Origin of the sequence: Paenibacillus sp. MAEPY2 (assembly GCF_000499205.1) — a bacterium.
Lineage (GTDB): Bacteria > Bacillota > Bacilli > Paenibacillales > Paenibacillaceae > Paenibacillus > Paenibacillus vandeheii.
On sequence record NZ_AWUK01000009.1, the window covers coordinates 1 to 26,115 of the forward strand.

A 26,115-nucleotide genomic window follows, 5' to 3' on the forward strand; every position below is an offset into this window, starting at 1 on the left:
TTTATGCTTCGAAATCACACGGTCCGAAGACGCGTACCGATTTCTCAGCGTCGATCTTGCAAGCAAGATCGTTACTCACTCGTTGTTCAGTTTTCAAAGATCAAACTTGTTTCGTTACTAAGTTTCGTTCGTCTCAGCAACTTTTATATCTTATCACATCCGAACCAACTTTGCAAGCTCTTTTTTTAAGTTTCTTTCGAAGCTTATTCGTTTCGCTTGCCGCACCGTGTTTCTCGTGTTTTCTTGGCCGGAATTAGAATATACCATGTGGGGAAATTAATTGCAACCCTTAATTAATAATTAATATTTATTTATTTATAACCATAACCCTGTTAAGCACCCCTATCTTAAAGTGGTAGTCGTTACTGTTCATAGTAAACTGAGTGTCTATTCGTTTTAACAAACACGATCAAGCAGCTTAAGGAATCATTACTTTTGTATCGCATATACTCAATAACCTCTATATACAGAGATAAGAAATCATGTTTCAGGAAATCTACATCTATTAGATAATAACTCTCTCTCCGTGAGAGATGGGTAATGTCTCTAGTATTTGTTCTTTCATATAATAGAATCGTTTTTGAAACAATAGACAGGATTGCAGATATCGCTAGCAACTACCCCATCGCCAGTTTCTCACCTCAGCCCCTGAATCTTCCCATCATAACTGTATCGTAATACTGACCGTCCGCATGTCGTCGATCCTTTTTCAATGTCCCCTCTATTTCGAAGCCCATTCTCTTATAAAGCTCCATCGCTTTATCGTTCGTTCCTACCACGTTCAAGCTCATCTTCTCAATTCCATTTGTATCTGCCCACTCTATCGAAAGTTCAAGTAGTTTCCTGCCGATCCCGTAACCCCAGAACTCTTTCGATATGCAAACGCCAAATTCAACCTTATGAGAAAATCTCTTTAGATCCACGCCCTCACATCGGGAGTATCCTACAATTTGATCCTTTACGAGGGCGACGAGAAACAGGTTTCTCTTTCTTTCCGTGTCCAACCGGATTATTTCTTCAAATCCTGTCGGGTCAATGAACCCTTCACCTTGTTCGCGATCCATGTTCTCGGTTTCTCCATCCATCTGTACACGGAGTGAAGACAATGCCTTAGCATCCTGTTCCTCTGCGGACCTAATTGAATAGGTCAATCCTTTTAAGTTAAACTCCTGTTGATCGATGATCATACGATATTATCCACCCAATCCACTTTATTTTTTTGCCTAATCCTATTCATAGCTCTACCCGATTTCAGACGGACTCTTGCCCGTAAGCATCTTGAACACCTGACTGAAATACGTCGCGTTGCGAAACCCGGTCATCTCACTAACCTCGTAGACCATGTAATGCCCTGACTGTAACAGTTCCATCGCTCGTTGAATCCGGTACCCGTTCACATAACTTACAAAGTTCTCTCCAGTTACTCTTTTGAATAGCTGGCTCAAATATTTGGGGTGTACAAACAGGCCCTTGGCAATGCCTTCAAAACTGATCTCTTCAGCATAATGAACTTCAACGTACTGTTTCACCTGCTCCACCAGTTTATTGCTTTTTTTCTCGCCCATCTCTTTCCGTGTCTGTTCCATCCAGTTATGAATAATGCCATCCATCCAGCATATCAGATCCTGCAGCCCATATTTCGATTGAATTTCCCGCAAAAAACTACTCATCGCTACAGGCGGTGCCAGTGTGGGATAATGTCGGTTCCAGCTATGAATCAGCGTGTTGAACAGGCTCACCGCCACAACCTGCACATCCTGAATATTGGTACCACTCCCTTCATTCAGCAGTTTGCGAATCTGAATCCATATTTCCTCTGCCAGATCGGTCCTCATATCCGCCCAGAACTCATTCCAATGACGTAGCAATAGCGAATAATCCGTCACACTCGACGTAGAGGAATCTGTTGAATCATAACGATATACGCGGCTCCCACCCTGAAACTCTGCTTTTTCCAGCGCATCCCTGCTCTCCAGATAGGAGTCCATCACTTCACATAAGTGACCTTTGGACGTCCCAATACCTGCACTCATTTCGATCTTGAGATACGTAAAAATCTGATCAATCATCCGTTCAACAATCGACTCCATATGTTCTAGCAGATCCTTCTCACTAAATAGAAGCAGTACAAACACCTGATCCGAATAGTCCACGATCTCCACCTGGCATTCATTTAGTTGCGAAGTCTGCTCCCTGACGGTCTCCTGAATAATATCTGCTGCCCCATACCTTAATAGCTGCCAGTCCCGCTCTTTCATCCGTGTCAGAAATGCAGGCCGATACAACTGCAAACTGATGGCGCGTACCTGAGCAGGCATACGAATACCCACATAATCCATACGCTCTGCAGGCAATTCCTCTTCCTTATAGCGAGTAGTTAACAGTTCATGGAGAAACAATTTGCGCAGATAGGGAACCACCCGCCCAATCTCCTGTTTGTACGTCCGCTCCAGCTGCTCATGCCGCTCACGCACATCCTGTTCCAGTAATACCTCACGCAAAACAGACTCAATCTCCTCCACTTCAGCGGGTTTCAGCAAAAAATGATTTACACCCCAGCGCATAGCCGCCCGGGCATTCTCGAATTCATCATATCCGCTAAGGATGATGATCGGCAGATGAGGATGGTCCCGCCTCAATGTTTGCGTGACCTCAAGCCCTGTCATGCCTGGCATATAGACATCCGTCATCACCAGATCCGGACGCAGCCGATGGAACAGCTCCAGTGCATCCATGCCATTGGAAGCCGTTCCTGCGATGCTAAGGCCAAGAGAGGGCCAATTAATATGATCGGTTAATGCTTTTACAATATGCGGATCATCGTCTACAAGCATAATGGTTTTCATTCATTTTCACCGTCCAGCCAAAAGTTTAATTGCTCCTCCGTCTCAATGCGCGGCAGTGTAATGGTCACCTCTACCCCGCCTGATTCACCTGCACGTATATCAACACCATTCCCGGCGCCACAATACAGCTGAATGCGCTGATGTACATTTCGTATACCAATCCCAGACGTCTCTTCCAGCTTCCAATCTTCAGGCAGGCCCTGTCCGTTATCCATAATGCGAATGATGATTTTGGGTGCGTGCGCAGACTTTCTGGGCGGACGATAGCCCATGGATTGAATGCCCCGTTCCGTTAACTCTGGTGACTCGATGATAAGGCTGGTTGGCGAATCCTTCGCCTCAGGTAAATTGCTGCTCTCCGATTCCTGCATATCCACCTGTATGCGAAGTTTCCCTTCCTTCGGATGCCCATGCATGACCGCATTCTCGATAAAGGGCTGCAAAATGATTTTGGGAATGTAGCACCCGCGCACTAGCGGATCGATATGTTCCTGATAATCAATGGAGAACGGCAGCCGCTCGGACTGAATGCTAACGTAACAACGGGCATGCTCCAGCTCATCACGCACCCGGATAAATAGTTTGCCTCCGCTCAATCCAATACGTAAAAGTTTGCTGAGTTGCACAATCATACGGCTGATATCCTTGGCTTCATAATCGAGAGCACGCCAGTGAATCATGTCGAGTGTGTTGTAGAGAAAATGCGGTTTGATTTGCGCCTCCAGCAAACCGGTCTGGGCTTCACGCTTCGCGCGGCTCTCTTCCTTGACCTGGTCCATTAGCTCTGTCAGCTGTGAAGCCATATGGTTAAAACCATACGCCAAATGGGCATATTCCTCGGTGAACGAAAGCTGAACCCGGGTATTGAAGTCCCCTTTTTCCAGTTGCCTCATCCGTTTGATCAGCTGACGCAAGGGGCGAACAATCCGCCGCACGAACAAATACGCGAGTATCGCCGAGCATAATAACCCCAGTACGGCTATTCCAAGGACCTGCCATCCTGCCTGCCTCACAGGAGATAACAGTGTGTGCACAGGGATAGTCTGTACCAGACGCCACTGAAGCATGGCAGGTCTTGAATATAGAACAAGCTGCGCCCCACCGGGCTTGCCGGAAACCACTTCAAATCCGTCCTCTCCATGTTCAACATGCTCCTGAATCCATGCACGATCTACAACAGGTTCACTTTCTCTAGCAGCAGATGCATTAATAGAAGAAAAAAGTTTGGAGGCTTCATTGGTTGAGCTCAACTCCCTACCAGACGCTACCTCTAAATTGTTATCGCCCATCTGCATGACGACGTTGCCTGCGGTATCCACCAACAGTACCTGTCCATCCAGCACCATGGGCAGATCCGCAAATCGGCGAACAATATCCTCGCGACTCAGGCGGATGAGCACGTAGGCCACCGTCCCGCCCCGGCTATCAAAGATTCGCTGGGCGTATCCGATTAGCGATTGGCCAGACTCATTTTCCCGTAGAGGTACCCAGGCCGCGTCCGCCTGCTGTAGTGCAGCAAACCATGAATCACCGGCAATCGTATCCACTGGATAGATGCGATCAGCCATTGTGACGGTGACACCGTTGAAGGCATCCGTATACAACTCTATTGATGTAATGCCTTCACTAACTACCAACGTGTGCTCCAGTATTTTGGATACCTCGCGCCGTTGGTGAATCTGTGTCAGCCTTCCCGTCCCCTTTGTTTCCAGCAGATTGGACAGCTCACGGTTGCTCGCCAGAGCATAGGCCGTCCCTGTCACACCTGTAATAAAATCAAACCCCCGGCGCGTACTCTCATTCAGGAGAGCCAGCCTCGCTTTACTAATCTCGGTAAACGTGACGGCAGAGAATGACTGATATGCCAGCCAGACAATAACAGAGACGAGCAGCAGGTTAAACGCAATAAAGCAAGTCACCATCAACGTGGAGAGCTTGCTTTGTTGCAGCTTTCGATTTAGGAATAACGACAATCTTCGTTTCCGCATGTGGAATCAACTCGTTTCGTCTTGGAATTACCCTTTGAGCCCGGAGGTCGCGATTCCTTCCACGAAGTACTTTTGACACACGATAAATACGATAAAGCAAGGCACCAGCGACAGCACTGACATTGCAAACATTGGACCCCAATCGGACTGGGAGCTGGAATCGAGGAACAGGCGAAGGCCCAGCGGCACCGTGTATTTGCTGACATCACTCAGATAGATCAACTGGCTGAAGAAATCGTCCCATGTCCACAAAAAAGTAAAGATCATCGTCGTTACCAGCGCCGGAAAGGCCAGCGGAATGATAATTTTGGTGTAAATTCGTACAGGACCACATCCATCAATCGTAGCCGCTTCATCCAGCTCTTTGGGCAATCCCCGGAAGAACTGGACCATTAGGAAAATGAAGAACGCATCGGTGGCCAGCCATTTCGGCACTACCAAAGGCAGATACGTATTCACCCATTCCAGATGGTTAAACAGAATATATTGGGGGATTAACGTCACATGATGTGGCAACATGATCGTCATGAGCATCAAGCCAAAGCAAATCGCTTTGAACCGAAAATTCAATCGGGCAAAGGCGTATGCCGCCATCGAGCAAGAGATGACATTGCCAAGCACAGCGCCCAGCGACAGGACAACCGAGTTGGTTAGAAAACGGGAAAAAGGATTGCCCTGAATTCCCGTCCAGCCATTGATGTAATTTTGCCAATTCCATTCTTGGGGCCAGAACCAGGTTTCGGTGAAGATCATATGTCCCGGTTTGAAAGAACTGCCCAGCATCCAGAGCACCGGATAAAGCATGACAAAGGCAATGCCCGAGATCAGTACATGTTTGGCGACTACCCACGCAGCAGAGTTTCGTTGTCCAATCATGATTTTCCACCATCCTCATAGTGCACCCACAGCTTGCTGCTGCGGAATACCAGCAATGTAAAGATACCGATCAGGATCACCAGCACCCAGGCCATCGCAGATGCATAACCCATCTGGAAGAACGAAAAGCCCTTTTTGTACAGATATAGAGAGTACATTAATGTGGAATTGACAGGCCCCCCGCTACCATTACTGATGACAAAAGCCTGAGTAAAGGACTGGAAGGACGTGATCAGCTGCATCACGAGATTGAAAAAGATCACCGGTGACAGAATCGGCAGTGTGATATAAAAGAATCGCCGGAGTGGTCCGGCACCGTCAACCGCAGAAGCTTCGTCATATTCAGGTGGAATCTGCTTCAAACCTGCCAGGAAAATAATCATCGACGATCCGAACTGCCATACCGACAGCAGCACGATTGAATACAGGGCATACTTCGGGTTGGCGACCCAATCAGGTGCTTTAATGCCGATCATGGCGAGCAAACCATTAAGAAGTCCATCCCCGCCCAGCATTTTGCGCCACAGCATCGCAATGGCTACACTGCCCCCAAGCAGAGTTGGGATGTAATACACCGTACGGTAGATGCCAAGCCCCCGAATGCCCTTGTTCAACAGCATTGCCACCAGCAGGGCAAAGATTAGCTTGATGGGTACAGATACGGCGACATACGTAAATGTGACTTTGAGTGATTGAATGAATAACTTATCCGATGTAAACATCGTGGTGTAGTTATCCAGACCGACCCAGGAAGGGGCGGCCAGGATACTATAGTCGGTGAACGAAATGTATAAGGAAACGAGCATCGGGCCAAGTGTCAGAAACAATAAACCAACCAGCCATGGTGCAAGAAACAGAAGGGCCGCTCCATTATGGGCATATCTCCGTTTCACCCGCCGGGATGCCACACGCTCGGTTCGGGCTTGAGTGACCTGTGTTGTACTCATCTTCGCAACCTCCCCGCGGAATATGAAGTATGGAACCGTTCAAGTGTCATTGACTCGACGCAAGTGTCGCTTTGGCACCTTCAATAAACTGCGCAATTACATCCGGTGTGTTGCTTTGACCAAAGGCGATCTGCTCGCTTGCACTTTTGAAGCTGGTATCCACTTCGGAAAAACCTTGCGGGTAGGGTGGATCAATCTCACTGGAGTTTTTCGAAACGACATCGATAAATTGGAAGATCGCCTGCTCCGCTTCGGGCAGCGTAGGCTGCATCTTCTCACGGATGCTGGAATTGACGGGTACTCCGCGCTCCGAACCGAGAATAGCAGTAGCTTCGGGATCATTCACCATGAAGTCGATAAACATCGCCACTTCCTTCGGATGTTTCGTTTTGCCATAACCGGACAGGAACTGGCCCGCTTTCAGGTATTCACCGATTTGCTTTTCATCCACACCATGCGGAAGCACTTGTATCCCGAGCTTATGATCCTGATTTTTGTTCACCTGCTGGAACGTCAGCAATTGATTAGACCAGGCAAAATCCATGGCTGCTGTACCAAGCGAAATCGGGCGTGTTTCCAGTGCATTTGTCGTGGATGCCGTCACTTCTGCAGAGGTCGCTCCCCCGTTCTCACGAAGTGCCCCCCACATGTCAAACCATTGCTGAAGCTCTTCACTGGTAGCTGTCAGTGTCCCGCCATCAAATAGGCCTTTGCCTGTTTGCCGGATAAATACTTCAAACATGTTGGTGGTTCCCGAAACATCTGCCGAACCGTAGAAACCATCACCCTTCTCTGCTGCAATCTTGGCAGCGACATCGCTAAAATCCTTCCACGTCCAGCTTTCCTGCGGCTCCTCGATCCCGAGCTCCTTGAATACGGTCGCGTCGTAGATGACACCTGGTGCGTTTACACCTAATGTAATCGCGTATAATTTATCGTCAATTGATCCGGCTTTGAGCATGCTTTTGTCATGATCGTCTGTACGCAGCTCTTTGCTCTCTGCATATGGGGTCAGGTCAAGTAAAGCACCACGCCTGGCAAAATCGGTAAGAAAGGCATAATCCATCTGTATGATATCTGGCGCATTGGAACCGGCTACCTGTGTGGTCAGCTTGTCAAAGTATCCGTCCCAACCGGAATATTCTGGTTTGATGGTAATGCCAGGGTGTTTCTCCTCAAACAGCTTGATCACTTTGGTCGTAAGATCGTGTCGAGTCTGCGATCCCCACCAGGTCATACGAAGTTCAATTTTGCCGGAAGCCTCACCATCATCCCCTCCTTCATTGGAAGAAGCAGTTTGTCCTGAAGATCCTCCGGAACAGGCTGTAGCGAACATTAATAGGGATAGGCAGAGCAGGGTTACCCACTTTTTGGTATTCAGCATGAATGAATTTCCTCCCCTTTTGCTATTTTGGAATCGCTTACAAAACTATTGTAACGGCCTATGGCTGCTCATGACATAAACAAAAGTAAGCTTTCCTGTCAAAAAAGTAAGGGGTTGGGACAAAGGTCCATTCAATCGAGCATTTGCATAGATCCAAAGGTCGCCTTTCATTCAGCAAGATATAGATCGATATTCATAGTGATTAAATAACCACCAGGAATGATGCCCCGGTGGTTATCATATATACTACAATCTTTATACAGCGGGCCGTGCCTCGCTACATCTCAACGGTGGTCCTTTACTGATTTTACTACCCCTTTCAGGATTGAGTCACAGCAGTTGATGACACCTTATGCTGAGCCAGATGTTTCTTCATCTTCGCTACCTCGGTTCCTGCCAGCATCATAATGCCAATTCCGTGATTGTCATTCGTCACCGTGAGCAGGTCTTTATTGTAGTACTCTGCGGTAAAGGCATATCTTGATCCACTGCACACACCATGTACATTTCCCTGACGGTCAATTGCTTTACAGGTCAATCCGTTCCAAGCCCGCTCAGCCGCTTCAATGTAACGCGCGGGTTTATCTAACCAGCCAAAACGCACTCCCCGTGCAAAACCATAGGCAAACATCGCGGTACAGGAGGCTTCCTGGTATGTTTCCGAATCATTCAATACCTGATGCCATAATCCACCCTCTCCTTGCAGAGCTGCATATCCTTCACATAATTCATTGAAGAACGCAATTAAAGCCGGACGCTCCGGGTGCTCTGTCGGCAAAGCTTCCAATACCTCAGACAACGAAAAGAGTGTCCATCCGTTTCCCCGTCCCCACGGAATCTGTGTCGCCTGTCCATATTTGAAATCGTATACGTGAGACATGATCTTGAAATCAGGCATGAACAAATACTTCCGATACAGTAAAAATTGTCTGGCCGCTTCATCCAATGGCGACATATCCCCTGTCAGTCGGGCATACCGCACGAGAAACGGTGTGCTCATATAAAGGTCGTCTGCCCACATTGTGTTCTCGGCAAATTCTCCGATACACTCACGGTAAAATGCACCATCTGACTGTCGTTCCAACCGGGTCAGCATAAAATCCGCAATCCGATCCGCAATAGGCAAGAACGTCGGCTCCTGACATTCTGAATAAGCCTCCAGCATCGCGGAGCCAAACGAGCCACAGTTATCTAGCATTTTCAGCATAACCAACTGCTGGTTAACCGCCGGGAAACCGTACTGCTCCCGATCCCACAATGAGTACTCATCCATTCGAGTGCACGCCTGCACATGATCTGCGGCATAACGCGTAATATCAGGTCGCTGCAAATAACGTCCGGTCTGCAACAGACCATACACGGTGACACCCAATGGGTAGTCCCAGCGACCATAGTTGGTCACACTGCCTACTGTCCATTTGTTACTGAGCATTGCATTTTCATAATAGGGACGTATCCACGCATCCGGCCTGTCCAGCTGCCAATATACGCGTCCATTTTGTGCCCGATAGCTACCCGATTCTTCTGGGTTATCCTGCATTATACTTCCTTTATACACCCGATCTGTACGCATCAGATCCTGCAAATCAGGTTCGATTTCCTCCGATTTAAAAGGGCCGAGATATAACCACGACTCTCCGGAAGCTCCGTGCACACGCTGAGGAAGCTCCAGCTCCAGTTGCTCTCCATTCAGCGTTGCGTTTATAACAAAATCCCATAGCTCAGCCGTATCACTACATTCACTGCGAACCAACAGATCGTTCCGTCCAAAAGCTGCGGGTATTTCCACGTCGAATGGAGCCGCTTCCTTTAATTGCAACGCTAATTCGCTGTTCAACCATATATTCAGTGGCCCGGAAGATTGACCAGTCAAACGGATGGCGCAATCACTTGAATCCCTGTTGATTAACCGTGTCCACGCATAAATTCGCTGACCAGGAAGATGTCCGTACATTCGCTCAAGTGTCGGTTGCGTCGGCTTTTCCGCTGACCATTGCGGTTCTGGCAGCCACTCTAGTCTGTGATTCTCTTCTTTTCCGAGTAAGTTCCATTCCGGTTGACTGTCCTCCGCTATTTCGGATGTATGGTCCAGGTTAAACGAGAACGTCTCTTCCGAATTTACAGGTTTGGAATACACCCATCCAGCCTGCCCCTGTCTCTCCTGGAAAGGAGCGAGCACATTCAGAATGCGCACTTTTCCCTCGTCCGAGCCAAACTGGCATCCAAAGCCCGCAGGTGTAGACTTCATCTCCAGCAACAACGTATTCCAGCCTGGCTTAATGTCGATTCCCAACTTCACGGTCGCGTCCAGGCTGATCTCATCCATTACCGTGGAGCGATATACCAATTGCTCGTTAAAATAGAAGCGAACCGGTCCATAACAGCGGACTAGCACATCCAGATTTCGATCTTCATCCCCCCAAACCAGCGCTGCAGCGTAGGAAACCTGACCTTTTGAGGCATCAGGGAAGCGATTATTCAAATTCAGATCATACAGACCTTTTTCGTTTTGTAAAATACCAGACTTCTGGAATACCCGATATACAAAATCAGCCTGCGCATTGGCCCCAATATACCTCTCAGCCAGTACCTTCAGCACCTGATCCTGATCTTCCCCGAATCGATAATACATGCTCTGCGGTTCACTAAAATACGTTGTCATTGAATGCCCACATCCCTCTCTGTTATCATACAGGGTATAGCGCTTAACCTTTGTGAGAATTTCCCTTGTTGAAGGGTCACGATGGCTTGTTACCTTCAGAACAGGCGAATAATAATCCAAGTATAACTGACATGCTCTATAGTGGCTACAGATTTTTGATTGCGCTTACAAATAAATAATTGTGTTTTCAGTCTGACGGTAAAACAATACAACGGACTACATCGTTGTAGTCCGTCTCATTTAAATTGCACTTATCCGAAAATGTCAAAGTTATAGAGGGGCTCTGAACCGATTCTGAACAAACATGAGTCTTTTGCATACCAGTCTGCCAAAGGCTGAAAAAAAAACCTCCGACTGCACTTTCCTTTAAGGTAGTGAGCGGAGGCTTTCGTTTTCATTTTGATAAAAATCGTGTACAAGAGTGTCTTCGTGTTATATTTCCACTGCTACGCCGTAATGGTCAGAGACCACAGGGCCGTTCTTTCCATTGAGAACCACAGTCGACGACTTCGCCTGTACAGGTCGGTTGGAGAAAATATAATCTATACGCAGATCGCGTTTATGATCCGCCCAGCCAGCAATGGCTTTGACCACAGTTGCACCGTCATCCTTTTGCAAAGCTGTTGTGTACAGGTCATTCCAGCCTTTGCCAATCATGTAGTCGTATCCTTCCCCGCGGACTTCTGCCACATTATTAAAGTCACCCATAATATACAACGGCTGGTCCATGTATGGAGCGAGCTTGCTCTCGGTCAGTTCCCACTGGCCCTTAAAAGGTTCCTGATCATCATTCCACCAGTTATAATGGCCATTCACAAACCAAGTCGCTTCACCTTCAACCACTGTCTGTATTCCGACAATTTTGCGTGTCCGGTAGTTGTCATAATCCCTCATGTGGGATACATATTCACCAAAAGCCTGTGAGATCGGTGTCCGGCTCAGGATCGCCAAACCTTCATCGTATATGCTAAATCCTACATGGGTCGGAATCCATGTCCAGTAATATTGCTCAGATAGCTGCCGGAGCAGAACGTAGGCATAATTATCTTTTTTAATAACAGCTTCGGAATCCGCGGCAAAATAATGTTTCAGTTCCTCGGCGGAAAGCATCTCCTCCTGCATGGATTGATTGACCTCCTGCAGAGATATCACATCGAATTGATGTGTATTGATAAAATCAGCCAGCTGACTAATCTTGTTCAATTGATCCTCTTCCACCCAAGCATGTGTATTTAACGTAAGTATTTTCATATGCTCTCTCCTGTTGATTGAAATTTGGTCGGCGTCCCGCCTGCATTGTTCCTGAAAGGAATACATACCCTAAGCATACACAATACGAGGCTTTTTCGCATGGTTTCTGGTAGAAAGTAGAGAACAGTACTCTTGGATTTGCCTTGTCAAAAAGTCTCTTCCAAGTTCTCAGAACCGATGCACGGAGCACACGATAACTGATATGATGGATATATGAAATGTACACCATTACGTCAAGACGTGGTGATAACTGAACCTATGATTTCCCCAGGAGATGGAATGATGAACATACCTAATGACATGAAAATGGATGATGCGCAGTGGCAACAGCTGATCAGGCAGGTCGCGGAACATTTTAACAACCTGACGATTATGCGCGGATTTCAATATTATAAGCAGAAACGCGTCGGACCATTAGCCTACACCGAACAAAATGGGATTTTGGCTGAAGTGCAAGGCTCAAATGACTATCAGGTAACCCTGAGCTTGCCATCGCTGAACACCAGTCACTGTACCTGTCCAGTTGGTTCTCGTTGCAAACATATGATAGCCGTTCTAATGGGTTACGCGGAGCAACTGGGGCGACCGGTACACGGCATTGTGAACGCCCACTCCAGTACGGCACTGAAACAGGCTCCAAAGCCTGTTGCTATAGCAACTCCGGGACGTTCCGATTACACTTCACACGAAGAGGATCTTACCATCCCTGATAATCAGTATAGCCAGATCAAGGAACGGGCAACAGACCTTGCCGAACTTGAGATTGCGGAATGGCATGAACTGTTTCGGGCATGCCTCAAACGATTAGGAACGGGCACGCCAAGTACATCGTATGTGCAGGCCGCAGCGGACGAGCTCTATTCGGTCAAACCTAAGCTGTCCGCTGGCATGGACCAGTTATTTGAGCTGCATGTTCAGTTATACCTAATTCGTTTCTGTGTGCCTGGCCGCAATTCAATCACACATACCCCTGTGTATCTGAGCTATCCTGCACAACTTGCTGTGGATGCGCTCCAGAAAGGGTTGGAACAGATCCTTAGCCGTCCGCTGGATCTCTCCGGTCTGAATGGTACGAAGCTTGAACAGCACTGGAATCGGCTTGAGGAAACCTCTGCGTACCTGCGTACGCAGATGATATCCGAGACATCCAGCATGATGTTCTTTACGCCAATCTATCGACAGCTTTGGTTAAACTGGATCGTACCTCACCTTCAGGAAAACCGGAAAACGCTGGAGTCAGAGTTGGAGTTTCTACACGAAATGGAGAACGGCCTGACTGCTGCTTCCAAACCGGATAAACCTGGTGAGAGCGTGCTGAGCGTAGCAAATCTGACCGCAAACGGGAGCGGTGCGCCGATTAAGTCGATCACCCTGCCCTTGCCATTGGTGTTGGCACAGAGCTGGATGTATTTCCATTTGGGACAAGATGAACAGGCTTGGCAGCGATTAATTAGCGGAAGCTCGGCATATGGCATCCCGCCGGAGCACCTGCTGCATTTTCTTCACGTACTTGCAGATTCCTCCGACTGGAAACGGCTGGGCGAGTGGTTAGTGCAGCTCGGACCTCTGCTCGCGAACCGTCGAAACTCCCCTCTGAATGATTACATGCAGTTGTGGGACACAGCCATTCATCATCTGCCTGATGTAGAGCACCGCATGTGGGACACACTGGTCAGCATGCTCCCTCATTCCCGTCCGGCTTATGAAGAAGCGATGCATTCCCGGGGACAGTGGCGGCGATGGATGGATTTTCAACTGAGCACGGAGACAGAGCCACTTGAATTCCGTGTCGCTGTGCTACAGCCGATTGAGAAGGAAGCACCCGAATTACTGCTTCCTTTCTACCATCAGGCAGTGGATCGTTATATTGGGCACAAAAACAGGGACGGTTACAAAGCAGCAGTGAAGCTGTTGAAGCGGCTGTCCAAAATTTATAAAAAATTGAAGCAGGAAGAGCACTGGGAGCAGTTTATCACCACATTGGCCGTTCGCAATAGCCGACTGCGCGCCCTGCAGGAAGAGCTTCGGAAAGGTAAGTTGATCTCATGAGCCTAATGCACCCTTACACCGAAACGATTGAGGTCCATGTTGCATTGACCGGATACGGGGATGCCCTGTTCTATGGAGCGCTGAACACCCATCATTTTGTAACAGGACAATCGCTTAAGCAGCGATTATTTGCTTGGCATGCCCCTTCCTTCTACGGAACAGAACTGGAAACGAGACAGCTTGAAGAGATTGAACTGGTTGTACTGCCTGCGGAAGAAGTCATTCCTTTCTTCAGCGAAATGCACACCCTGCTTCATATTGAATGGAACTGGGATGAGCAGGCAGATCATTTGATCCGGTTGGCCCCGGTACTTGCAGCGTCGATTGAAAATCGTAAATACATCCCCAGCTTCACCGCATTTCGTTCAGGACAACTGCAATGGACCTGGGACCCGGACAGCCTGAAAAAGCAGGATCGAACCGCTCTTGGCAAAGCCCTGGAACAGTCGGATGAGAGCTACGCTGAAGGGCTGAGCGCTGCTTATTCGGCCTCCGTATTCCAACGATGGTACAGCACGGAGGAAGCCGCTACCGATCTGCGACGCGAATTCCCGCAGTTGTTTCCACAAAGCGGAACGACTCCGCAAACAGCCGGCATGGATGCACAATCCTGGCTGGTGTCCATCGGCTGGAAAGCAGACGCAGCCCCATTCCGTCCGCTCCTGCAATTGCTGGAACCGGAGGAGGATGAACCGGCATGGCGGCTGCGGCTGGTATTGCAGAATAAACTGGATGCAGCCGTATTGGTTCCCGTGCGGCTGGATTCACGCGGTCGGTTGGAAGGTGAATGGCCAGATGTGTGGACGCCGTTCATCCTTGATCGTTCGGCAGGATGGCTGGAGCAATTGCGAGCACATCTGCCCCGAATTCGCCGCTCCATCAGCGGCAGCCGGGATGTACTCAGTGATCCATTGGGAGATCAGGATGCCTGGCAGTTCCTGACGCAAGACAGCGGACGACTGCTCGAAGCCGGCTGGCAAGTGCTGCTTCCGGGTTGGTGGGAAGCTGCACGCAAGAAGAAACCCAAGCTGCGCGCCAAAGTGAAACCGGAGGAAGGCAGTGATCGGGGACAGTCGTTCTTCGGACTGGACTCAATCATTCATTTTGACTGGCGGATTGCGATCGGGGATACGGATCTTAGCGAGGAAGAATTCGCTGACCTCGTTGCACGTAATGAACGGCTGGTCCGTTTCCGAGGGGAATGGGTTCCCCTCGACCCTGCCTTGCTTGAGCAGATTCGTCGGGCCATGGGCGGTGTAGATCAGGAACAGGGCCTGTCGTTTCAGGATATTTTGCACCTGCACCTGCTGCACAACGAGCAGCGCGAATATCGTAACCAGAAGCGCAAGGAAGGACAGGAAGATCAGGAAGAGGAACAGCCTCAATCCAGCGAGAACATTCGACTTGAGGTGGAACTGAACGAACACCTGAACCGGGTCATCGCACAGCTTGGCGGCGGGCAAGGCGGCGCTCCTTCCCTGCCGGTTCCGGCAGGATTGCATGCTGAGCTGCGTTCTTATCAGAAGGAAGGCTTCGCCTGGCTTGGATTCCTGCGCAGATTCGGTCTCGGAGCTTGTCTTGCGGACGACATGGGACTCGGAAAAACGATTCAGTTCATTACGTATTTGCTGCATCTCAAAGAGCATGAGCAGCGCTTACCTGGACAGGCCCCAGCCCTTCTCGTCTGCCCGACTTCCGTGCTCGGAAACTGGCAAAAAGAGATTAGCCGCTTTGCTCCCTCTATTAATGTCAGTCTGCATTATGGAGCTCGCAGACTGAGCGGAGAGGAATTCCAGGCACAGACTGAAGAGGTGGATATCATCATTACCTCCTATGCAACAGCTACGCTGGATCAGGAAATGTTGCAGTCGTATACGTGGGCATCGATCTGTCTGGATGAAGCGCAGAATATTAAAAATGCTCAAACGAAGCAATCCATGGCGGTGCGCAGCTTCCCTGCAAAACACCGTATTGCACTGACAGGTACACCGATTGAAAATCGACTGTCCGAGCTGTGGTCCATCTATGATTTTATTAATCCAGGCTATCTGGGTAGCGCTAGGGCATTCCAAACTCGGTTTATCAGTGCGATCGAGAAGGATAAGGACGAGCAGCGCATGCAGGATTTGCAGCAGCTGGTAAAACCATTTATGCTTCGCCGCAAGAAAAAAGATCCGAATATTCAACTCGATCTGCCGGATAAAAACGAAATGAAAACTTATATTCACCTTACGGGTGAACAAAGTGCCCTGTATGACCAGTCCGTTCAAGAACTGATGGACAAAATGAAAGAGCTGGAAGGCATTAAGCGCAAAGGCGCCATTCTCTCTGCCTTAACCCAGCTTAAACAGTTATGTGACCATCCTTTGCTGCTGACCAAAGAAGCCTTACCCGAGACGATCTCCTCGGAAGGCTCTGTAACAACATACGACCTGTACAGTCCTCAGGACATGGCCATGCTGATCAGCCGCTCTGCGAAGCTGGAACGACTGATGGAACTGGTCCGCGAACTGCGGGACGAGGGCGAGCGCTGTCTGATTTTCACCCAATACATCGGCATGGGACAGATGCTGCAGCAGGTATTGAGACAAGAGTTGCAGGAGCCTGTGCTGTATCTGCATGGGGGTACGTCCAAGACAGCAAGGGATCGCATGATTGAGGAGTTTCAGTCCCGGACGTTGCCTGCGACAGAGCAGCCATCGGTCTTTATTCTGTCCATCAAGGCAGGCGGCGTGGGCTTGAACCTGACCGCAGCGAATCATGTATTCCATTTTGACCGCTGGTGGAACCCTGCCGTGGAAAATCAGGCTACGGACCGCGCCTATCGGATGGGACAGACGAAGGATGTGCAGGTACACAAGTTCATCTCACTGGGCACACTCGAAGAACGCATTGACGAGATGCTGGAGAGTAAGCAGCAGCTCAGTGACAATATTATCACCAGCTCCGAAAACTGGATTACGGAGCTATCGACGGATGAGCTGCAGGATCTGTTCACCCGGCGCCGCGACTGGTCGGGTTAACTCCAGATTAGATTGATGCAACATTCGTAACCCTGTAAATCGTAAAATACAAAAAGAGCGAAGTGTCGGAAATGAATTCCGCCTTCGCTCTTTTTGTACCTTAACCCTTGACCTTTCACTTGCAGGCCTTCAATGGTTAGGGTTGCTTTAGTAAGATGATTCCATTCTAGCGCATATTTCCGATGATGGATGATCTTGAATCTTGCATTTTTTTGATGAAGTTAGTCATCACATCAAAAGCTTCATTGCGTTTGTTGGACAAAGACTGCAGACGCAGCATATCCATTTGTTGAGAACTGCTCAACGCATCGATTTTGCTCTTCAAGGTTTGCACTTGGGAAGCATCCCCGCTCTGAATGGCCGCTTGCAATTGTGCGTTCAGCTCTGCGATCGTTTGATTGCGATTTTGAACTTCTTGAATTTGCGACTGCAATTGGCTATCCAGCAATTTGGCGCGTTCTTGCTGAACCATCATCAAAGCTGTTTCGATGTCCATACTGCTCAGATCAATGCTTGCAATGGAAGACACCACCGGGCTTGCCACAGGTGCACTTGCTGCAGAAGCAGAAGTTACAACTGATACAGCTGCGATGGCAGCAACAACCGTGGAAGAAATCAATTTGCCTGATTTGTTCATAACGTACACCTCCTTTAATGTTTATAGACACCATCCATTAACTGGCATCTTTCGACATCATATATCCAAGGTCCTAGATCCTACAACCCAAATTTGCCAAGTTGAGACTAAATTGATACACATCAAGTCCCGAATATTCAAAGTCCTAGTCATACTCATCGGTATATCAATCTTTTTTAGGCCGATCCCCAAAAAGTCAGTCAATTGACCAATATAAGAATCCGCCCTTCTTACGACCTGAAGGGAAGAGTTCCATTCTACTCGTCATATATACTGAACCTTTTTTCAATATGAAAAGTAATTGTGACCATATACAGCATTCGAAAGTCTAATCTATGTAAAACCAACCAAGGGCTGTCGTCTTGATACTCCCCTAATGAAATGAAAGGAGCTGTTATCCATGGATTCAACCGATCTCATAAACCAAGCCATACAGGGAGATCGCGATGCCTTTATCAGGCTCATAAGAGAGATTGAAAATTCCCTATACAATACCGCAAAATCCATGCTGCGAAAAGAGGAGGATGTGGCTGATGCCATTCAGGAGACTATCCTGAAAGCTTATAAATCAATGCACACCCTTCGTGAACCCCAGTATTTCAGAACCTGGATGTTCCGCATCCTTATTAATGAATGTAATACCATGTTATCCCGCCGTTCCCTCTCCACCTCCTATGCGGAGGTGCCCGCACAGCAAAAGGAACATTCCAGTCCCTACGATGAGGTAGATATGAGAGAAGCAGTTGACCGGCTCGAAGAATCGAAACGAATCGTCATTGTGCTGCACTATTTTGAGGACTTGTCCCTGCGTCAAGTTGCAGATGCACTGGGCATATCCGAAAGTGCCGTGAAAATGAGACTCACCCGGGCAAGGCAGGAACTGTACCATAAATTCAAAAACTTTCGGGAGGTAAAATTGTATGTCAAACCCGTTTAATATGGATCAGAAATTAAAGGAACAAGCGAAGGAGCGTCCTGTCATGTCTGAACTCGTACGTAATCGAATCGATGCTACACTGGAGTCACTGCCAGAGACATCTCACACCATGAAAACAAAACATGCTAAGCATCCCAGTCGACTTCAAAAGGGATTGCGTCGTACCGCAGCTGCTACTATCGCAGCCGGGGTATTGGGCGTGACTGTATTCGCATCCGGCTTTGTATCACCAGCCATGGCGGACTCCTTACGCAATATTCCACTGGTGGGCAGCCTCTTCAGTTCGATTGAAGCCGATATGGGACTGAAAACCGCAGGCAACGAAGGTCTGACGACTATGGTAAATAGCAAGGTCGCCTACCAGGATGTGAAACTTGAAGTGCTGGAAACGGTATATGACGGTACACGAGCAGCGTTTTTGGTTCAATTCACTGCGCCCAATCTGAATCAAGGCAAATATGACAACGGTAAAGATATTGTGAAGTTAAGCAATGGGATTGATAACGTCTTTTTCAATGTAAACGGGTCACGTCAGGACACGGGTCTGTTCTACAGTTCCATAGGAGAAACGCAGCCAAACATGCTGCTCTTTGAACAAGTCATCCCCTCCGAGCAGAATTCGGCCTTCCCGGATCAATTTGATGCCGAAATTAAGTTGACGCTGCAAGGAATTGATCATGAGTTCAAGCTAAATATTCCTTTTACTAAATCAACGGACGATATCCAGCATGTTCTGCCTGACACTACAATCTCGAACGGTCTGTATACTGCTGCCGTTACGGAAGCCAATGTTACACCTATTACAACACGCATATCTACAACCATTTCGTTAAACAACAAAAGCACACTTACAGCGCAAGATGAAGAGCAGTTGCGCCATATCGGATTCGCCATTTTCGATGATCAGGGCCGGCAATTGACAGCCCTTAGCGGTGAGGGCTTGTATGAGGGCAACCTGTTGAGATCCGAACGAATTTATGCCACAACATCCAAGCATCTGAAGTACTTAATCGTGAAACCTTTTGAGATTAAGGATGATTTTACGGAAGAAATCAAAGACCATCAATTCATCAAGGGAATGGACATTAAGGTCAACTTGAATCAGTAATAAATCATATCCTTTTGAAGGAGTCATTACATGTCCGTTCAATATACGATTACATCTCTAAGCATACTCGGTCCATTATTCTTTCTGGTCCTGATTGCCCTGGTGTTCTACACCAGGGTATACAAAATCAGGTACACTTGATGCATCAAGCGCACACCTCCCCTGGTAGGCAAAACATGGTCAATTCAATATGATGAAAAAAGCGGTCTGCTATGATACAATGAAGGAATTGTGTATTCACAGACAGACATGTGGATAAAGCCCATGAATGAATGATTTCTCGTACGCTTTATCCATGATCATGCTGCCACTCTAGGGAGGTTTATGGAACAACCATGCTCATTATTGGTATCGCCGGAGGAACCGGCTCCGGTAAAACGACGGTAGCTCGTTCCGTCATTGACCGTCTTGGATCGGGCAAAGTAACTTTTATATCCCAGGACAACTATTACAAAGACCAGTCGCAGCTCACCCCTGAGCAACGTCGACTCACCAATTACGATCATCCGTTTGCATTCGATAATGATCTGTTGATTGAGCATCTCACCCTGTTAAAACAAGGCCTAACGGCATATGCTCCCGTATATGACTTCACCATAGATAATCGTGCCGCGGATGAAACGGTTGAACTGGCACCAAACCATATCATTATTGTGGAAGGACTGCATGTTCTAATCGATGAGCATCTCCGCGCCCTTCTGGATATTAAGGTATTTGTCGATACGGATTCTGATGTACGTATTCTGCGCAGAGTTCTGCGGGATATGGAAGAACGTGGCCGTACGATTCAATCCGTATATAAACAATATCTCGAAACCGTCAAACCGATGCACGATGCTTTTATCGAGCCTTCCAAAAAGTATGCAGACATCATCATTCCCGAAGGTGGACATAATGAGGTCGGTATTCAAATGTTATCCATTCTGACTGAGAAATATCTGACCGGTGAAAAGTGGAATGGCGCTTAATTAAACATGCTGATGCCTTATTTGCCCTGCATTCATCACTTTTGAGTGAATGGCAGAGAGTTCCTACAGCATGACCACTAAAATCCAGATTGCGATTTAGCGCAATCTGGATTTTTTGGGTATTTCTATTTAATAATGGACTCTATAGCTGAAAGGAGACATCACAACATGGCTACTTTTGAAGAGTTTATACAGCATGATATCCGCGTTGGTACAGTGGTGGAAGCCGAACCTTTTCCTAAGGCTCGAATCCCTGCCATCAAAATGACTATCGACTTTGGCCCACTCGGCCTCAAACGTTCAAGCGCCCAAATTACAAAACATTATACCCCCGATATGATGATTGGCAAGCAGGTTATTGCCGTAGTCAATTTTCCGCCGCGCCGAATTGCTGGTTTTGTATCGGAAGTGCTGGTGCTTGGCGGTGTGCCTGGTGAAGGTGACGTTGTTTTGTTAACGCCAGACCAGACATTACCCAACGGCACTCCGATTGCCTAATTTTTTCATGATAATGCGATTCTGTCTTTTCACCTTAAAGCATAATGCTATGAATCTTCGGATTCGTGGTCTTTTACCATGCAGATCAGTCCGGCCGGAACGACTTCCAATCCCAAGTGCCACATTAATCATCAACAAAAGGATTGCTTCATAAGTCATGAACATGACTTTGCAGCAATCCTTTTGAATTTAACTCCCCACTCTTTCCAATACATACAACAGAATGAAGCTATTCTCCCTGCTCCATGCTTCTCGATTCTTTCGGAGACACACCGTTCACTCGCTTGAACATCTTGGAAAACAGCAATGGATCTGTATACCCCACCGAGTGGGCCACTTCGCTAACCGACAACGACGAATGCTGCAGCAGTTCAGCTGCACGGTTCATACGGTATTCGAGAAAGAAAGCCTGTAATGATTTGCCATACCTCTCCTTGAAAAGTCCTGACAGATATGTACGGTCCAGACCTACAGCTCGGGCAATATCAAGGATTGAAGTTCTCTGACTATACCTGATCTCCATAAACTGAACCGCCTGCCTGATGTATTCCTCCTTGGTAGACAGAGGCCGCTGCACCTGCTCTCCTGCTGGAGAAGATGCGATCAGCTCTGCAATCAAGCGGTATAACAAGCTATGGTTGAACACATCTCCCCCGGTACGTGTGGATGCCTGAACCATCTCCGCATACAACCGATCAAATATGTCTAAATCCCTGGCATCGAATATAGGACGTTCGGAACTTAACTGTGCCCGCTGCATGAATGTCTTGGCGTGCACCCCTCTGAAGCCAAACCAGGAATATGTCCAAGGTTCCTTCTCATCTGCCTCATAATGGATAAGGGTATCCGGAAATATGACGAAACCCTGACCCTGCGTCAACTCGTATTGCAGATCCGCCATAAACACAGTGCCCTTGCCTTCGTGAATGTAATGAACAATGTAGGAATCCCGGACACCAGGCCCCCAATAATGCGACGGATCACATGCCTGCCAACCGAAAAATAATAATACCAATTCCATCTGCGTCAAATCCATAGGAACCACGTTCGTTTCAATCAGTTCCAACATTTCTCACTCCTCTGTTCACCACAACGGGCAATCTCCTCACTAAAATTATAACAGCTAAATATGTAAATTATCAGCTGTAAACGAATCCAAAAATGGGATTATGCCATGTTTCAGAGAGGTTGAGCCATAGTTATACAGGCCTGATTCTCCTATATTGGAGGTACACCATTTATTCAGGAGGCTGAACTTGAGATGAACAAAATTACGTTTCTCGGTGCGGGAAGCACCGTTTTTGTCAAGAATGTATTAGGTGACGTCATGATGACTGAAGCACTGCAAGATTTTGAACTGGCGTTGTTTGATATTGATGCCGAGCGCCTAAATGATTCGGAGCGATTGCTTACCAGCATGGCACGTTCCCTCGGAAGCGGCTGTGCCATCAAAGCCTATACCGACCGCAAGGAAGCGCTGCGCGGAGCCAAATATGTAATCAATGCTATTCAGGTGGGTGGATATGATCCATGTACAATTACGGACTTTGAAATTCCGAAGAAGTATGGATTGCGTCAGACCATTGCCGACACGCTGGGGATTGGCGGCATTTTCCGGAATCTGCGAACGATTCCTGTAATGCTCGATTTTGCCCGGGATATGCAGGAAGTATGCCCTGATGCGTGGTTCCTGAACTATACCAACCCAATGGCGGTACTGACCAATGTCATGAATGTGCACGGCGGAATCAAAACCGTAGGTCTGTGTCACAGCGTCCAGGTGTGCGTACCGCATCTGTTTGATGCACTGGGGATCGATCAGACGGGTGTAGTCGCAAAAGTTGCGGGTATCAATCATATGGCCTGGCTGCTGGAAGTCACTCGGGATGGTCAGGATCTGTATCCAGAGATTAAACGTCTGGCGAAGGAAAAGCAGAAAGAGCAGCATGATGACATGGTACGTTTTGAGTTGATGCAGCGCTTTGGATACTATGTTACCGAGTCTTCCGAACATAATGCCGAGTACCATCCTTATTTTATCAAACGGAACTACCCTGAGCTGATCGAACGCTACAACATTCCGCTGGATGAGTATCCGCGCCGCTGCGTGAATCAGATTGAAGGCTGGAAGGAAATGCGTGAGAAGCTGTTATCCAGCGAAAATATTGAACATACGCGCAGCCGGGAGTACGCTTCGCATATTATGGAAGCCATGGAGACAGATCGCCCTTACAAAATCGGCGGTAATGTCATGAATAACGGACTAATCACCAACCTGCCTCGTGAAGCATGTGTAGAGGTGCCTTGTCTGGTTGACGGTGCCGGTATCAGTCCAACGTATATCGGCGACCTGCCTCCACAACTGGCTGCCCTGAACCGGACCAATATCAATACCCAATTGCTGACGATTGAAGCTGCCATCACGGGTAAAAAGGAACATATTTATCATGCCGCCATGCTCGATCCGCATACTGCTGCCGAACTGTCTATGGATGATATCGTCGCGCTGTGCGATGAACTGATCGAAGCTCACGGAGACTGGCTGCCGAAGTACACATCATAAGAAATTCATTGTTTCGCACTTAAAAAGCGCCGGTTTCCTCTCATTAGAGAGGGAGTCGGCGCTTTCAGGAGTTTTCATTTTATTTCCCAACCTCATCCTGAAGCAGGAAACGATAGCCGATTCCCGGCTCAGTCTGGATAAATCGAGGCCGCGTGGGATCTTCCTGCAATTTTTTACGCAGATGACCGACGTACACCCGTAAGTAATGGCTGTCTGATTCATGGTGATGCCCACCCCACACTTGTTGCAGCAGCTGCCGTTGGGTAATAATTTTACCTGCGTTGGAAGCGAGTACTTTCAGCATTTCATACTCGGTTGGAGTTAACCTGACGAGTGATCCCTCCAGATCCACCTGCCTCTGAGCCAAGTCAATCGTGAGCGGACCAAAGCGCAGTACAGGCTCATCCGTTGTTTTCGCCACATGGCGAAGAGCAACCCGAATCCGGGCAACCAGCTCGCCCATGCCGAACGGTTTGGTAACATAATCATCTGCCCCGCCGTCCAGTGCAGCGATTTTATCCTCTTCGCGTTCTTTCGCTGTCAGCACAATGACCGGTACCTGAGACCACTCCCGAATACGCTGAAGTACGTCCATTCCGGACATGCCGGGCAAGCCCAGATCAAGCACGATCAGATCGGGATGCACAATGCTCGCCTGGACAACCGCCTCTTCTCCGTCTGCACATTCATGAATCTCAAAGTTGTGCGCCTGAAGCGTAACCTTCAGCAGTTTGCGGATCTGTGGTTCATCATCCACAATCAATATGCGTGCGCCTTGTGGTGCCGTCATGTCATTCTTCCTCTCCTTGTCCCATATACGGGAATGATGCCTCGGGTTCTTCGGTAGGCAAACAAATGCACACCCGTGTCCCGCCTCCCGGATTCGGCTCTGCGGTAATCGTACCTCCATGAACCTCAACAATTCCTCTGCAGATGGCCAGTCCCAGTCCTGTACCTGTCACATGCCGTGACGATTCGGAACGATAAAACTTCTCAAACACCCGCTCTCGATCTGCTTCCGGGATCCCGACGCCCGCATCAGCCACCTCAATGGTCATTCGTCCAAGCGACTCATCTACCTTTACCGTAATGACGATTTCACTGTCGACCGGAGAATATTTAATGGCATTGCTGATGACGTTAACCAGGACCTGCTCCAGCAATACCTCGTCTCCAGATATAAAGGGCGGTTGATCCGGCAAATCCACACGGATGCTGCGGTGCTGAATAAATTGCTGAACCTGCCCCAGCACAATACCGATCATGTCACCCACATCACACCATTTCCTGCGCAGCTGCAGCATGCCACTTTCCAGCTTCACCATGCCAAGCAGGTTGGTCACCAGCCTGTTCATCCGCAGCGCTCCATCCCGAATATTGGCTGTAAGTTCCTTTCGGTCCTCCGCGGTAAAAAGGGAATCATTCTCCAACAGGCCTGTGGCTGAACCAATGATGGCGGTAAGTGGTGTACGCAGTTCATGGGATACTGAATCCAGCAAAGCGGTACGAATTCGCTCCGATTCAGCGGTCATTTGCGCCAGCCTCGCTTCCTCCGCCAGCTTAACACGAGCAATGGCGCTCGCCGCCAGCCCGCCACAGGCTTCCAGCAAACGCAGTTCCTCCCGCTGCTCATAAAGATCACTGGATTCCAGATTCACGGCAAGCACCCCGTGAATCTGGTCTTCTGTACGCAGCGGCACATACAGCCCGGACGATTCCCGCAGACTGGACGATCCGCGTCCAGCTACTTCTCCATGGATGTATACCCACTTGGCAATGGCAGCCTCAGACTCACTTTTGCCCCAGCCTGCGAAATCCGGTTCGCCCGAAGATGAGGTAACCGCGAGCTCCCCGTCAGAATTAGGAAGATATAGTGCCGCCGGAGCCCCAAGTGTTAGAGAGACTTGGCTCGCAATATTGTTCAGCAGTGTATCCAAATCTGTAACAGCCGTCATCTGACGGCTCAAAGCATACAGCGAATTTGTCGTATTCTCACGTTGTTTCACCATCTCCAGTTGCTGCCGCAGTCGTCCTGCCAAACTTGCGGTTAATACCGCAACCGCCAAATACACGGCAAAAGAGAAAATATATCGTAAGTCTTCGACCGTAAAGCTGAGATACGGGGGGACAAAAAAGAAGTCAAAGGCAACAACGCTAAGACTTGCTGCGTATATGGCCGGTCCCAATCCCCAGTAAACGGCACTGACCAATACGGGGAAAAGATAAATCAGCCCCACGTTAACCAGATCCTCGCTCATACCGATCGTATGAAGCAACATAGTTAACAAGGCGATGCCGAGGGTTACCCATATATATTTGGGGACACGCTTCAGCTTCAACCAAACCGCTTCCCCTTTGGTTCGTTCAGACACAGTACA

Annotated in this window: 19 protein-coding genes; 7 read left to right on the top strand and 12 right to left on the bottom strand. The window is 48.4% G+C overall.

All coding sequences use genetic code 11. The features are described 5' to 3' along the window. Window positions 1-641: 641 nt before the first annotated feature. The 8 genes from P364_RS0106985 to P364_RS0107020 form a co-directional block, all read right to left on the bottom strand. Window positions 642-1,187, bottom strand: a complete 546-nt coding sequence (locus P364_RS0106985; RefSeq protein WP_024629428.1) for a GNAT family N-acetyltransferase — start codon at window positions 1,185-1,187, stop codon at window positions 642-644. A gap of 54 nt (window positions 1,188-1,241) precedes the next feature. Next, a complete protein-coding gene (locus tag P364_RS0106990; protein WP_024629429.1) occupies window positions 1,242-2,846 on the bottom strand; it encodes a response regulator in 1,605 nt (534 codons plus the stop codon). After that, on the bottom strand, window positions 2,843-4,834 hold the full coding sequence (locus P364_RS0106995) for a cache domain-containing sensor histidine kinase (RefSeq protein ID WP_024629430.1): 1,992 nt from the start codon (window positions 4,832-4,834) through the stop codon (window positions 2,843-2,845). The genes P364_RS0106990 and P364_RS0106995 overlap by 4 nt, the downstream gene beginning before the upstream one ends. 27 nt (window positions 4,835-4,861) lie before the next feature. Continuing rightward, window positions 4,862-5,710, bottom strand: a complete 849-nt coding sequence (locus P364_RS0107000) for a carbohydrate ABC transporter permease (RefSeq protein WP_024629431.1) — start codon at window positions 5,708-5,710, stop codon at window positions 4,862-4,864. Further along, window positions 5,707-6,657, bottom strand: coding sequence for a carbohydrate ABC transporter permease (locus tag P364_RS0107005; RefSeq protein WP_029880804.1), 951 nt, complete (start codon window positions 6,655-6,657; stop codon window positions 5,707-5,709). Before P364_RS0107005 ends, P364_RS0107000 begins: the two co-directional genes overlap by 4 nt. 46 nt (window positions 6,658-6,703) lie before the next feature. Further along, window positions 6,704-8,041: an ABC transporter substrate-binding protein gene (locus P364_RS0107010; RefSeq protein ID WP_024629433.1), complete on the bottom strand. Its 1,338-nt coding sequence runs from the start codon at window positions 8,039-8,041 to the stop codon at window positions 6,704-6,706. Window positions 8,042-8,360: 319 nt separating this feature from the next. Then, window positions 8,361-10,703 carry a glycoside hydrolase family 88/105 protein gene (locus P364_RS0107015; protein WP_024629434.1) on the bottom strand — a complete coding sequence of 781 codons (2,343 nt, stop codon included), beginning with the start codon at window positions 10,701-10,703 and terminating at the stop codon, window positions 8,361-8,363. A gap of 432 nt (window positions 10,704-11,135) precedes the next feature. Continuing rightward, a complete protein-coding gene (locus tag P364_RS0107020; protein WP_024629435.1) occupies window positions 11,136-11,954 on the bottom strand; it encodes an endonuclease/exonuclease/phosphatase family protein in 819 nt (272 codons plus the stop codon). Between the two features lie 279 nt (window positions 11,955-12,233). Between P364_RS0107020 and P364_RS0107025 the strand changes: the two genes are divergently transcribed. Both P364_RS0107025 and P364_RS0107030 read left to right on the top strand, forming a co-directional pair. After that, window positions 12,234-14,003: an SWIM zinc finger family protein gene (locus P364_RS0107025; protein WP_036664088.1), complete on the top strand. Its 1,770-nt coding sequence runs from the start codon at window positions 12,234-12,236 to the stop codon at window positions 14,001-14,003. Between the two features lie 5 nt (window positions 14,004-14,008). Beyond that, window positions 14,009-17,026, top strand: a complete 3,018-nt coding sequence (locus P364_RS0107030; RefSeq protein WP_024629437.1) for a DEAD/DEAH box helicase — start codon at window positions 14,009-14,011, stop codon at window positions 17,024-17,026. A gap of 166 nt (window positions 17,027-17,192) precedes the next feature. Here the strand turns inward: P364_RS0107030 and P364_RS0107035 are convergent, their stop codons facing one another. Next, window positions 17,193-17,663, bottom strand: a complete 471-nt coding sequence (locus P364_RS0107035; RefSeq protein ID WP_024629438.1) for a hypothetical protein — start codon at window positions 17,661-17,663, stop codon at window positions 17,193-17,195. A 400-nt stretch (window positions 17,664-18,063) separates the two neighbouring features. Here P364_RS0107035 and P364_RS0107040 point away from each other — a divergent pair, with 400 nt between their 5' ends. The 4 genes from P364_RS0107040 (at window position 18,064) to csaA (ending at window position 21,174) form a co-directional block, all read left to right on the top strand. Further along, window positions 18,064-18,600 carry an RNA polymerase sigma factor gene (locus P364_RS0107040; protein ID WP_024629439.1) on the top strand — a complete coding sequence of 179 codons (537 nt, stop codon included), beginning with the start codon at window positions 18,064-18,066 and terminating at the stop codon, window positions 18,598-18,600. Beyond that, a complete protein-coding gene (locus tag P364_RS0107045; RefSeq protein WP_024629440.1) occupies window positions 18,584-19,708 on the top strand; it encodes a DUF4179 domain-containing protein in 1,125 nt (374 codons plus the stop codon). The genes P364_RS0107040 and P364_RS0107045 overlap by 17 nt, the downstream gene beginning before the upstream one ends. Before the next feature lie 335 nt (window positions 19,709-20,043). Next, a complete protein-coding gene (gene udk / locus P364_RS0107050) occupies window positions 20,044-20,676 on the top strand; it encodes a uridine kinase (protein ID WP_024629441.1) in 633 nt (210 codons plus the stop codon). Between the two features lie 168 nt (window positions 20,677-20,844). Further along, window positions 20,845-21,174 (top strand): chaperone CsaA, encoded by a 330-nt coding sequence (gene csaA / locus P364_RS0107055; protein WP_024629442.1) that lies wholly within the window; start codon window positions 20,845-20,847, stop codon window positions 21,172-21,174. Window positions 21,175-21,403: 229 nt separating this feature from the next. Here the strand turns inward: csaA and P364_RS0107060 are convergent, their stop codons facing one another. Continuing rightward, window positions 21,404-22,243, bottom strand: coding sequence for an AraC family transcriptional regulator (locus P364_RS0107060; protein ID WP_024629443.1), 840 nt, complete (start codon window positions 22,241-22,243; stop codon window positions 21,404-21,406). Between the two features lie 192 nt (window positions 22,244-22,435). Here P364_RS0107060 and P364_RS0107065 point away from each other — a divergent pair, with 192 nt between their 5' ends. Further along, window positions 22,436-23,737: an alpha-glucosidase/alpha-galactosidase gene (locus P364_RS0107065; RefSeq protein WP_024629444.1), complete on the top strand. Its 1,302-nt coding sequence runs from the start codon at window positions 22,436-22,438 to the stop codon at window positions 23,735-23,737. 79 nt (window positions 23,738-23,816) lie between these two features. On the opposite strand, the gene P364_RS0107070 is transcribed toward P364_RS0107065, so the two are convergent. Further along, entirely contained in the window at window positions 23,817-24,527 is a 711-nt protein-coding gene (locus P364_RS0107070) for a response regulator (protein WP_024629445.1), read from the bottom strand. A gap of 1 nt (window position 24,528) precedes the next feature. Further along, complete coding sequence (locus P364_RS0107075; protein ID WP_024629446.1) at window positions 24,529-26,109, bottom strand: ATP-binding protein; 1,581 nt, start codon at window positions 26,107-26,109, stop codon at window positions 24,529-24,531. Window positions 26,110-26,115 lie beyond the last annotated feature (6 nt).